The 11431-nt window shown below is 59.7% G+C and carries 12 protein-coding genes and 2 pseudogenes; 4 read left to right on the top strand and 10 right to left on the bottom strand.

Annotation, left to right across the window (positions count from 1 at the left end):
* The 9 genes from AC3IFE_RS27400 to AC3IFE_RS27360 all read right to left on the bottom strand — a co-directional run.
* On the bottom strand, nt 1–2283 hold a 2283-nt coding region (locus AC3IFE_RS27400; protein WP_489193216.1), incomplete at its 3' end, for a DUF927 domain-containing protein.
* Between the two features lie 127 nt (nt 2284–2410).
* Nucleotides 2411–2737, bottom strand: coding sequence for a hypothetical protein (locus tag AC3IFE_RS27395; protein ID WP_489193214.1), 327 nt, complete (start codon nt 2735–2737; stop codon nt 2411–2413).
* Nucleotides 2738–2746: 9 nt separating this feature from the next.
* Entirely contained in the window at nt 2747–3094 is a 348-nt protein-coding gene (locus tag AC3IFE_RS27390; protein ID WP_004522498.1) for a hypothetical protein, read from the bottom strand.
* On the bottom strand, nt 3087–3299 hold the full coding sequence (locus AC3IFE_RS27385) for a hypothetical protein (protein ID WP_006765346.1): 213 nt from the start codon (nt 3297–3299) through the stop codon (nt 3087–3089). The genes AC3IFE_RS27390 and AC3IFE_RS27385 overlap by 8 nt, the downstream gene beginning before the upstream one ends.
* A complete protein-coding gene (locus AC3IFE_RS27380; protein ID WP_489193210.1) occupies nt 3292–3594 on the bottom strand; it encodes a hypothetical protein in 303 nt (100 codons plus the stop codon). Before AC3IFE_RS27380 ends, AC3IFE_RS27385 begins: the two co-directional genes overlap by 8 nt.
* Nucleotides 3587–3763, bottom strand: coding sequence for a hypothetical protein (locus tag AC3IFE_RS27375; protein WP_009964272.1), 177 nt, complete (start codon nt 3761–3763; stop codon nt 3587–3589). The genes AC3IFE_RS27380 and AC3IFE_RS27375 overlap by 8 nt, the downstream gene beginning before the upstream one ends.
* Nucleotides 3764–4121: 358 nt before the next feature.
* Nucleotides 4122–4397, bottom strand: coding sequence for a hypothetical protein (locus tag AC3IFE_RS27370; RefSeq protein ID WP_489193207.1), 276 nt, complete (start codon nt 4395–4397; stop codon nt 4122–4124).
* Nucleotides 4397–4660 carry a helix-turn-helix transcriptional regulator gene (locus AC3IFE_RS27365; protein ID WP_333992018.1) on the bottom strand — a complete coding sequence of 88 codons (264 nt, stop codon included), beginning with the start codon at nt 4658–4660 and terminating at the stop codon, nt 4397–4399. The genes AC3IFE_RS27370 and AC3IFE_RS27365 overlap by 1 nt, the downstream gene beginning before the upstream one ends.
* Before the next feature lie 117 nt (nt 4661–4777).
* On the bottom strand, nt 4778–5647 hold the full coding sequence (locus AC3IFE_RS27360) for a hypothetical protein (protein WP_489193205.1): 870 nt from the start codon (nt 5645–5647) through the stop codon (nt 4778–4780).
* Between the two features lie 396 nt (nt 5648–6043).
* Here AC3IFE_RS27360 and AC3IFE_RS27355 point away from each other — a divergent pair, with 396 nt between their 5' ends.
* Both AC3IFE_RS27355 and AC3IFE_RS27350 read left to right on the top strand, forming a co-directional pair.
* A complete protein-coding gene (locus tag AC3IFE_RS27355; protein ID WP_135351045.1) occupies nt 6044–7585 on the top strand; it encodes a hypothetical protein in 1542 nt (513 codons plus the stop codon).
* A 229-nt stretch (nt 7586–7814) separates the two neighbouring features.
* Nucleotides 7815–8390, top strand: a complete 576-nt coding sequence (locus AC3IFE_RS27350) for a recombinase family protein (RefSeq protein ID WP_226112444.1) — start codon at nt 7815–7817, stop codon at nt 8388–8390.
* 400 nt (nt 8391–8790) lie between these two features.
* Here the strand turns inward: AC3IFE_RS27350 and AC3IFE_RS27345 are convergent, their stop codons facing one another.
* Nucleotides 8791–9816: a hypothetical protein gene (locus AC3IFE_RS27345; protein WP_489193203.1), complete on the bottom strand. Its 1026-nt coding sequence runs from the start codon at nt 9814–9816 to the stop codon at nt 8791–8793.
* 649 nt (nt 9817–10465) lie between these two features.
* Between AC3IFE_RS27345 and AC3IFE_RS27340 the strand changes: the two are divergent.
* Together AC3IFE_RS27340 and AC3IFE_RS27335 are read left to right on the top strand one after the other, a co-directional pair.
* Nucleotides 10466–10978, top strand: a pseudogene (locus AC3IFE_RS27340) (tyrosine-type recombinase/integrase); the annotation flags it as partial.
* 141 nt (nt 10979–11119) lie between these two features.
* Nucleotides 11120–11431: pseudogene (locus AC3IFE_RS27335) on the top strand (IS21 family transposase); the annotation flags it as partial.

Below are 11431 nucleotides of genomic sequence, written 5' to 3'. Positions count from 1 at the left end.
CCGCTTGGCGACACGCGCGACCTGCGAATGTGAGCCGTCCGGCACCCATTGCCCGACCAGCTCATCGACGCGCATGCGCAGATGCTCGGCCAGCTCGCCGGCCTGCGACGACGCCCACTCGATGAACGCGGGGCCGGCCGTGCCGTAGTGCATGCCGGCGTGCCGCTCTAGATGCTCGATCAGCGCGGCCGGCGTCGGGAAGCCGTGCAGCTTCTCCACGACGCCCATTTCGCCAACCTCGGCCGGGATCGCGGGCAAGCGCACCTCGATACCGCCTTTCATCGGCTTGTTGCCCTCGGCCATCAGCGCGGACACGCTCTTTTCACCGTTCGACAGGAACAGCAGCCGCCACGTGAGAACCGGCTTGGCCGAGCCGCTACGCGACGCGCGGGCCTTGCCCGACTCGTTCGCGAGCATGTAGATCACGTCGCCAACCAAGCGCGGCTCGACCTGCCCGATTTCGTCGAGGATCAGCAGCGCATCGCTATGCTGCGTGGCGACGGCTTCGAGCGCGTTGTCGGTCGCCTTCCAGCTCCGCACGTAGTCCGGCGAGCCGAACACGGAAGCGGCGATGACGCCGCCCGTCGACTTGCCCTTGGAAGTGGTGCCGAGCAGGTGGAAGCCTCCCGACTGAAGCCCGGAGAAGTGCAGCAACGGACCAGCGAAGGCGGTTGCGACGCAGAACAGCAGCCGGCTATTGCCGACGCAGTAGCCGGCGACCTCGCGTCGCCAGTCGTCCAGCGTGCCGCGCTCCTTGAACTGGCTCTGGATCGGCGTGTCGGCCTGATAGATCAGCGCCTCTTTGCCGGTGCCGATGACGCGATCGGGCAGCACGAACGCGCCGTGATGCCAGCCGACGCGCGGCACGCAGCGCACGCGCTCGTCGGGCTGCGCCATCTGCACATAGTTCGCGATCTGCGTGCGGGCGATCTGCGTGACGCCGAGCTTCACGCCCATATCGAGCAGCATGCGGCGCAGCTCCGTGCCGTCGCCAGCAAAGAGGCCGGCTGGCACCGCCCATCGTTTCAGGATACCGTCGCGATCCGTGAATTCGAGCAGGTAGCCCCACTCGCTATTCATCTCGTTGCGCGTCTCCGCGATCACGTCGATCCGCGTGCTGACCCAATGCGGCGGCAGCGGATCGCCTTGATTGTTGAAGCCGTGAAACCACACGCCCTTGTCGTCGACGACGAACCGCGACTTGCCGTCCTGCGCGCGGGCCGTTTTCGGGCGCTTGGCGGGCTTGGCGACGGCTGGAGCAGCCTTGCCCTTGCCGACGTCGGCCGAGCCGGCCGGTGCGAGCGCTGCGCGCACGGCGGCGGCCACCGCATCCGGGTCGAGGTGCGCAGCCAGGTCGTTGAAGTCGGTCCCGTTCGCCGGGCGGCTCGGACCGAAGTCAGGCACCGCGACGATGCCGGCGACGGCCTCGGCCGCCGCGCGGGCCTTCGTCACGCCCGGATTGCCCTTCGTGGTGTGGTCGTCGTCGGCGCACACGACGATTCGGGCGTCCGGATACTGGCCGCGCAGCGCCGTCGCGACCGCGTGCAGGTTGCCGGCGTCGAACGCGACGGCGGCCGGATAGCCGGTCGCGGCCGCGAGCGTCGCGCACGTGGCGTAACCCTCGCCAATCAGCAGCGTCGACGACACCGGGCCGCCGATCAGCGAGAAGCAGCCCGCCTTGCGGCCGTTCGGCAGATAGCGCTTCTGGCCGTCTGTCAGGACGAACTCCAGCGTCCACAGCTTGCCGTCCGCGTCACGGGCGGGGATGACGAGTGCGCCGTCGCATGCGGCTGTGCCGATGCACAAGCCGCCGCGATAGACGCGCAGCGCGTCGACCGGGATGCGCTTGCGAACAAGGTACGGGTGATCGGCCGGCGCGGGCTCAGCCGCCGACCAGATCGATTCGGCAAGCTCCGACGCGGCTTGCTGTTTCTCGGTCAGCTCGGCCAGCTCGGCCGCTTCGCGGGCCGCGCGCTCGGCCTTCTGCCGCTCGCGCTCCGCTGGATCGACGGGCTTCGCCCGATGCGCGCGCGGATCGAAGCCGCCGGCCTTGGCGAGGTGAAACAGCGTGTTGATGGTGATCTTGCCGCCCTTGAACGACTTCCACACATCCCGCGCGTCCTTGCCGTTGTAGTTCTGCGCGCCTTGGCTCCATTCGTTCCAGAGGGCGAAGCCCTCCTCGCCAAACTCGGCCTTGAGCGCCATTCCCACCTGACTCCACGTGTCGCGGTCGTCGGGCGGAACATAGCCGAGCGCGACTCTCGCCCGCTCGAATTCGGACATGGGTGCGTTACTCATAGGTTCCCACTGGACGCGCGTCGGTCGGCTTCCGATTAGTAGTCCATATCGGGCAAGCAGCTACCCGACGCGCGAAGAATTGAATGATTCGACGATGCCTAGCGGCGCAGCGTCAGCCGGCCGCGCGAGGCACCGACAGAACGGCACCGCCGGCCGTGACGTCGTTGCTGTAGACGTAGCGACCGAGCCGCGACTCGCCAAGGGCGTCGTTGGCCGCCTCCAGCGCCGCGCCGATCGACGGCAGGGATGCGCGGAACAGGCTCAGCACAAGCCAATAGTCGTCATCGGATATGGCCTTGTCAGCCGCCCAATGCAGACTGTCCAGCAGCTCCATGGCGTCACTGATCCGCGTGCCGATACGGTTGCGATCGGGGCGATTCACCTCGGCCACGAAGTACGACGCGAGCGGTTGCACGGTACTCTTGTTCGTCTTTGCCATGACCGCCCCTCAGTGCGTCGTGCGCGGTTCGCGCGTGACGAGGCCGAGCGCCGCAAACAGGTGCTGTTGCACGCGGCCCATCAGGCCGGCCGCGAACGCTTGACGGCTGATCGTCACACGATGCGCGTCGACGTCGCCCGCGTCCTGCATGGCGGATTCCATGCCGCGCGCGAACGCGGCGGCTTGATGCGCCGCGTAGTCGTGCAGCCGCACGTCGCCTTTCAGGTCGAGCCACGCGTCGGCGCAGATCGCGCCCAGGTCGACGGCGAATTGCAGCTCGATCGGAGCGCCGGTATCGAGTGGCGGTGCGTTGTCGAATCCGTCGACAACCGCGGTTCGGATGCGCTGGTCAGTCATGGCACACCTCCGGCTGCGCAGTACGACGCATTTCGGCCGAATACCGGCTCGCAACGCTTTGCCCCATGTCGACGAGCGCGCGCTCGTAAGTGCCCTCCGCAAGATGCGAACGGACAGCATCGAACAGGGCTTCGAGCTGGGCGAACTGATGGGCCGCACACATGGCGATCATCGTGACTTCGTTCGGCAGGCGGTATTTAGACATGGCGCACCTCCAGAATCGACGCGAGGAGTTGCCCGACATCGACCATGCAATCCAGCTCCGCTTCACCGCGAATCGGCGTGAGGTTCCAGTCGTAGACGGCCGCGTGCGTGAAGTCGCCAGACCGGCGACCGCAGACGCTACGCCCCGAGGCGGGACCGCCCAAGATCCGCACGCGCCAATCGTGATCGGGCGTCGGACGAGCCGATGCGACCTCAACGAGCATCCCGATGCGAGCGTGAGCGTCGCACTTCGTGACGATCGCCAGATCGCCGATCTTGCAGCGCAGCTCAGCCATGGCGCACCTCCGCACGCACGAGCGCCGCGATTGCGGCCAGTGCCGCACCGGTTGCGTCGAGTGCGTCTTGATACGTGCTGGCGGTTGCCGCGTCGCGCAGTGCTGCGCGGACAATCGATTGAATGAGGTGGGATTGCTGCCCGGTACGGGCGTGCGAGGGCTGGCGCATTGGGTGCGACCTCCGTTTGTTGCGGGTTGAACCCCGCTCCCCATCGCCAAATGGGGTGAGCGGGCGCAAGGCAGGGTTGGCGAACCGGTACAAACGGAAACCGGCCGACCCGAAGGTCGCCCTACCAAGGCCCGCCCATTGATCGTAGAGGCGCGCGAAGGCATACGGACGTAAAAAAACCGCACAGAGGCGGTCGTCCGCCGTTTGATTCTCGGGTCGCCAAACCCGGTCGCCGTTGTCTCAGCGACGCCCACAGGATACTGCGCGCGGCCCGGATGCGCAAATCGAGGTGGGCGCGAGCCGGAGCGGCCGTCACGCGACCATCGTCCCGAGCCGTCAAAGTGACTTTGGCGGACGATCATGCCGACACCTTCGGATTGAGCATGAAAATGGCTTCCTTCAGCAGCCGGACGGCATGCTTGGCGCGCGTCGGCATCCGAACCGCGTCGCGCTCGAAGACGCCCGCAGCGGTGACGATCATGCATGCGGCATCGCGCCGCACACCCTGCTCCGTACACTGGAGCACGTCGCTAAACAGTTCGTGCAGGCGGGAGAGTTCACAATCGTAGAACTCCGCGTCGGCTTGTTTTTTGGTGTCACGCGCCATCGCTCGTGCGTTCGTTGCGCTCGTCATCACGCGCCCTCCGTCACTTCATTCGCGGCATCGGCGGCGCGATAGTTCAGCGGATCAGCGAGATAACGATGGATTTCGCGGTTATTCCAGACCGTGCAACGCTGAGTCAATCGGATCGAGCGCGGAAACTTCCCCTCCTGTTCGCGCTTGCGGACAGTCTCACGAGACAGGCAAATTGATCGACGCAGGTCGCGCCATTTGGAAAGACCATCAAGCGGCAGAGTGGCCGGGGCTTGCGTTGCGAATGCGTTGTTTGCGGACATTTGTGCTCCCTGAGTGACAGTAACGGGAGCGACTATCGCCGCGCGATCAGCACCTTTTAAAGTGGAATGTCCGGATTGCAGGAATGTCCTGCACTTTCACGCTCAAATGTCCGTCGCTCAATCGTCGTCGGCAACTTGTTCTATCACCCGGCGCACGTGACGCTCAGAGATTCCCAGCTTCACCGCGATAGCTTTTCGCTCGTCGATTCCAATCTGGACCCCACGATTGCGAAAGCGCGCGACTTCGGTCTTGACCAATGCACGCGTTGCCGCACCCTTCGCGACATTGGCATCTCGGCCAACAGATCCGTCTCGCTTTCGCGTCTCGCGACGCACCGCCTCTGCCGCCAGTTTCGCCGGAGCGGTCTTCAAACGCCGATGCAAAAGCTCAAGCGTAGCGGTAAAGGCATGAGTGGTGCCGCAATGGACGAAAGCATAAATCCGCTGTTCGCGCTGGATGCTGCTGACATCAGCAGAAACAGCAAATTCAATCGCGCGCTCCATGTCCGGCCATAGCTTTCGAATCTGCGCAGCGACGGCCTTGTCCGGCTTCGGTAGGTCGGACAAGTCGCCGCCAGCGCGCGCTCGCCGCCTTGCCTCCGCCACTCCGCGCAAATATAAGGCATACATCCATTCCGCCCGGTCGTACTTCCCGCCGCTTAGGCGTGCAACGTGCCCCGCATTCTGTTCCAGCGGATACGGCAATGAATCGCTCAATGCAAGCCGTCGTGCCCGAAGCAAATCTAGGCGCTCCATCTGGAAATGCTCGCGCTCCCACCGCTCGTACTCCGCCTTGATTAACTGAACAGCAGCGGCCTGTACCGCAGGACTATCCCTGTCGGCCGGATCGAGATGCAGAAAATGGTCGGAGACTTGTTTGATTTTCGCTGACGGGCCGCGATCGACAAACGCGGCCAGCTCGTTCGCTGAGACCGGATCTTCGTCGGGATCTATTTCCTCGTGCACGAGGTTGCGCGACTTTCTCATGTCCACCCTTCGCGTGGACCTTCACGAAGAACGCCGAGCCAGCCGGTGAAGGTGTCCGGTTTTCAGGTGGCCGCCCTAGGCTCGACGGCACACATTTTCGCACGACTCCCTCCGCAGCTTGACCAATGCCTCAGAACGGCTGGTCGACGCTTTTACCAAGATCGTCAACAATCGAGGTACGCTGCTCGGAAGAGGTTTTGAGCAACTCCAATGCCGACGGCCGAGAATGCGCGTCCGGCGGATCGATGCCCCGATTCCCCCGTGCAGCATGGCGAATCGAAACCTTCGTAGTCGACAAGGTGTTACGTTACGAGCAAGTCGCCGCTTCCACTTCGCGAGCGACGAACGACCGTGGGCGTTTGCTATACCGAGGTACGGCCATCACGGAGAGAATTGATGTCGGCCGTCCGGGAGGTGCTGTCGGACATACGCCTTGATTGTTCAGCCCGCGTGCATCGAACGGGCTGGTTAGAAACAGATCCTTTCGCCATGGAACGCGTATTCGAGTCGGAGAGCCCCAAAGTGCAGCCATTTCCTCCCCATGAACAAGAGAAGCTGGACGAGTTCTCGTTGCTGTATGCAGCGTGTGCCGACGCCTACAAACATGCAAACTTCAGTTTTATTGCAGTCGATGGACCAAACGGCCTAGAGCTTGCTCAAGGGCACATCAGCCATCCAGTGGGAAGTCAACCGCTTCCTGAACTCACGGTCAAAACACCAACCATCTGTGGTTGTTCACTACCCCTATCCGAACTCGGCATCGACTATCTGGGCCTGATCACCGCATTGCGAAGCGAAGGCATAGAAACTCCCGCTGGCTGCGTGCGATTTGGAAACCGCGAATCCCCGCACAATAGCTTTTCCGTGTATCTGGAAAAATTTCCATCCAATTTCTATACGCCCCTCGCTCATCCACTACGGCTATCGATTTCGACTGGATCTCACGTTTTCCAGAATCGTCTAGCTGAATTTCAGAGCGACCTTCGCTCTGGGGTGATGCCATACGACTCGATCGTTGAGCTAGCGGCCGAATTAAATCTGTATCCTTTAAGATGGGACACCTGCTGTCTTGATGTCACGGCCCAAGGCATCGTCGCCGTAGATCTGAGTGACCGCGCACGCATACAGAATGGTGTAGCTCGTTTGGCAATCCTTGTTGCTAAAGAAGTCGACCGCACGCACGTAAGACTTGGTTATCGGGTGCAAGCGCCAAATTCGAAAGCAACTGAGCGCGGATCTTTCGATTCAAGCCAATTAACGTGGTCTGACGACGGAGATTACGCGGCTGTCGGCTCTGTTGACATCGAGGTGCCAAAAGGGTCGGTTATTCAAGGGTTTGCATCGTATAAAGATCGTTGGATTCATCAAGGCTGGATTGTCGACCCCGACAATTCGGCCAACGTCCGTCGTTCCATGCATGAGGTATTCGATCCGGAACTTGAGGGAACCAGAAAATCATTGTTTGATGCGAAATCACACAAGCAAGACGCACGAGTGCTTGAGGCCGGCGTTGGCAACCTCATGTTCATGTACGGCTTCGCCGTCAATCCACTCTCAAGCCATTTCACGACCGACGCGGCCGACCTACTAGCCGTCAGCCCGAATGGCAACGTCGCAGTTATCGAGTGCACCACCGGGGCCATCAATAATAATGGCAAGCTATCAAAGTTACTTGCCAGAGCGGCCGCTCTCCTAGAAAAGCTGGAACAGACAGGAAACCCACACCTGAAAGTACTGCCAGTGGTCGTCACAACTATGAAGCGCGAGGCCCTGACGGACGAAGAGCTCGCATCCAGCAAGGGAATTTATGTTGCTACTTGTGAAGACCTCGAACGTTTGGCGAACGAATCCATAATTCCCAGAAATGCCGACCAGGCATTCGAGTCGCTGTGGTCCTTAGTTCACCCACCTCAAGAACAGCTACTCCTCCAACAATGACAGCTATTGGCCGAATGAATAGGCCGATCTGGTTCGAAAACCTGCATCGAGACTCGGCTTCGAACGGCGTCAGCGTCGGATGTCACTCGTCGCCCCGCAATTCAGCGCGCATGTCCGAAACCGAACCCTTTCGAACACTAGTGCACAACCATGTCCGAAAATAAGGCAACAATAGTTTCGTACATAGGCTATGATTCGGACATCCTTTTCGAACAGGCTGAAAGCACAGATGTCCCGAACCTTCGCATATGCCCGCGTAAGTACCTCCGATCAGACGCCAGCAAACCAGCTCCGCGAGATCGAAGCGGCCGGCTTCACTGTCGACCAGCGTCGAGTCGTGACCGAAAGCATCTCGGGAAGTGTTAGCGCGGATCAGCGGCCGGGATTTGGGGAGCTACTTCTCAAGATGGAAGAAGGTGACGTATTGATCGTGACGAAGCTCGATCGACTCGGTCGGAATGCGATGGACGTACGCGCAACCGTCGAGGCGTTGGCAGATCGTGGCATTCGGATTCATTGCCTTGCGCTCGGCGGCGTCGACCTGACCAGCGCAGCAGGCCGTATGACGATGCAAGTTCTAAATGCGGTAGCCGAGTTCGAACGAGACTTGTTGATCGAGCGAACGCAAGCCGGTATTGCGCGAGCCAAGGCCGAGGGGAAATCCATGGGCCGACCATCAGCGCTATCCAATGTGCAGCAGGACGAAGTCCGTCGTCATTTGAGCGAAGGGGCTAGCGTGGCAAGCCTCGCCAAGCGATACAGCACGAGTCGTCAGACGATCATGCGCATACGCGATGCGAAGTAACTTCTAAGCCACACAAAGTTACTTTCGCCCCCTCAATAAGCGACTTGCCTACGAACGTATTTCGAAGACAGGCAAACCATATCCGTAGGCCGGATTATTTACCGTTGGATAAACCTTGGAATCACGCACCTCGAATGCGGGAAGCCCATAGACAGTCCTTTTACTGTTCACGGTGGGATATAACTTATCCCCTCTCAGCTCAAATGTCGCCAATCCATATAACTCATTAGCGTTGTGCACTGTAGGATAAATTTTATCTCCCTTTACCTCGTACGACGGCAATCCATAGGTCTCGTGCTTATTATTAACCGTAGGATACAGCTTTGACATATCCACCCCCAACTCAGTGATTGCACAATACCTCACAGGAATCAACGCAACCCGCACCCATAACAGCCGACTACGCACCACCATCAGGCGTCGCCTGAATTACTGCAATATCTGACTCCCCTCGACTTAGACCAAGACTCAAATTCGAAGGCAAATTCTCAATCGCAATTAATTCAATTTTGTCCGTGACGATCCGATCGTCATTCAAAACAGCATACGACGGATACCATTTGCTCGCCTCTTTATCGAACTCATATACAAGCTGCCGAGCTGGTGCATTACGCTCCTTGAGCTTAGCAATCAAGCTTGCTGCTTGAGCCGCCGCGTCCGGTAGCGCCTCATGCGCGGCATAATGTTGACCGACGTCCTTGCCTCGAAGAAGAAACGACACCTCGCAATCGTCTTGGTGCGACTGGATCGAGAGTATCGGATTCTGACGCTCCGCAAGTCTATCCAGTAACTTCTGAAGCCAAGTTTTAAATGCCGCGTACACTCCCTTACCAATCTCGGAAGCAATAGCAGTTACAAAAGGATTCCACACAAGCACGACATATGGGACACCAACCCGAATTAACTCGTGCGCCGAATCCGCAGCATTATGTGAAAGCTGAACACGCGAAACCATGAGTGGCGCACCACTTGTTACTCCGGTCACCCACTCTTCATCTACCTCCCTAGGGTCCGTCGCAAAATTTATCCAAATATCGTCAGGCAATATCGGAAGTCGCGACGGAGGAGCAACAACCTCCTCGGCATTAAGGCCCAATTCACGGAAATTTAAAACGTCTCCGCCGATATAATACCCCAATACGGCAACAACAAATCGCCGACCGTCGTCCGACTCGAATTGTGCACTTTCGAGAATGCGTCCTTTGGGTTGTCCGGGATCGTGATTATGAAGTAACGCGTATGGAGTACTGTTAATTCGGTCAACAAGAACCTGTGGATCGACAGGCACTATAAGCTCGCCGTCGTCGCCACGCACATCAGACCAGATTACCGCTGGCGAAACCTTTCCAAATACTCCATTTGAATGGCGTGCAACCGCAGAATCCAGCCATTCGCGAGCGGCAGGCGTGTCCCAAAGGTCAGCCATGGCATTCCCCGTATCGTTTGGTTTTTGACGCTCGATCCCCTCGCGTCACTTCCGTACTATAGCGCTCCGTCATGCGCACGACAGCAGAATGCAATAGCTACAGCCGGGTAAGCGGCGGCGGGGCGGCGCATTTCTTTGCGCGCAGCGTTCCAGACGGCGGCGCAGTTCGCCAAGAGATTTGTCCGTGTCATCCGATCAGCCATCTATCTCCAGCATTGTCTCCAACAAAACACATGTTCTGGAGATAGACTTGGAGATATCAGCAGCCTTACCAGACAAGGCTCAGAGGCCGAAATGATTGCTTGTCTCCAAATCTCCAAAGAATTTCGCGGCTGGCGACACGGCGATGGTTACTTACGCCCCTGACTCCCGCCAATCACGCCTACCGGCAGACACTTGTTGGTATTTCTGTTGGTATCTGCCGAACAGCCATGACCAAGAGGGTTGTGCCGCTTAGAGATATGAATTCTGTCGGGGGACCATCTGAGTTCCCAACACTTCCCAAGTTTGCCCAAAAAGTCGCGCACAGCCTTGTGCTGCCTGGACTTTTACTGCCATCATTGCCCAAGGTTGCCCAGTACAAGCAACCTAACTTGGGGGCATCTTTTGGGACATGCCTCCATGCCCCCAAACTCGATGCCCCCACGCCATGCCGGAGCGCGCGACCCCGCTGACCGAGATGCAGATCCGCAAGGCCAAGCCGGCCGAGAAGCCTTATCGCCTAGCAGACGGCAAGGGACTGTATCTAGAGGTGATGCCGAACGGGTCGAGGTACTGGCACATGAAGTACCGCTTCGACGGTAAAGAGAAGCGCGCCGCCTTTGGCGTCTATCCAGAGGTGACACTGGCCGAGGCTCGGCAAGCCTGCCTCAATGCACGGAAGCAACTCGCCGCCGGCACCGATCCGACCGAACAGAAGCGGGAAGTCAAACGCGCTCGGGCGATCGAAGCAGCATCGACGTTTGAGGCTGTCGCGCGCGAGTGGTTTGCTGCTCAGAAAGACGGATGGACCGAGGTGTATGCGGCCAAGGTGATCAGTTCGCTTGAAGTCGACGTCTTTCCTAAAGTCGGCCATCGCCCGATCCGAGACATCGAGGTGCCTGACATGCTCGAGATCCTGAGGGCCGTCGAATCCCGCGGCGTGAGAGAGACAGCAAAGCGCTGTTGATGTCCACGCAGAACTGACCCACCTGAGGCTGTAGTTTTCATCGAATTTTGACCCACGTGATTGAATGCCCTGCTCAATCTTTGAGCAGGGGATACAGAGGTGATCACGGTGGGCATATTGGCCAAGATCAGGCGGATGTATTTCCGCGAGAAGGTCCCGCTGCGCGAGATTGCCAGGCGCACGGGCCTGTCCCGGAACACGGTGCGCAGCTGGCTTCGGCAGACGGATGCCGTTGAGCCGAAGTACCCGAAGCGCGTCAGCCCGAGCGTCGTCGACGAGTGGGCCGCGCAACTGACGGGCTGGCTGCGGGCGGACAGCCATCGCCCGAAGCGTAACCGGCGCACGGCCCGGTTCATGTTCGAGGCCATCCGCGGCGAGGGCTACGCCGGCAGCTACGGCCGCGTCAGCGCCTTCGTGAGACGCTGGCACGAGGAGCAGGCTGAAGCA

The organism is Burkholderia sp. APQ4-4ca, from assembly GCF_057837105.1.
The sequence above is the reverse complement of the archived record's forward strand: the minus strand, read 5'-3'. Positions and strand labels throughout refer to the sequence as shown.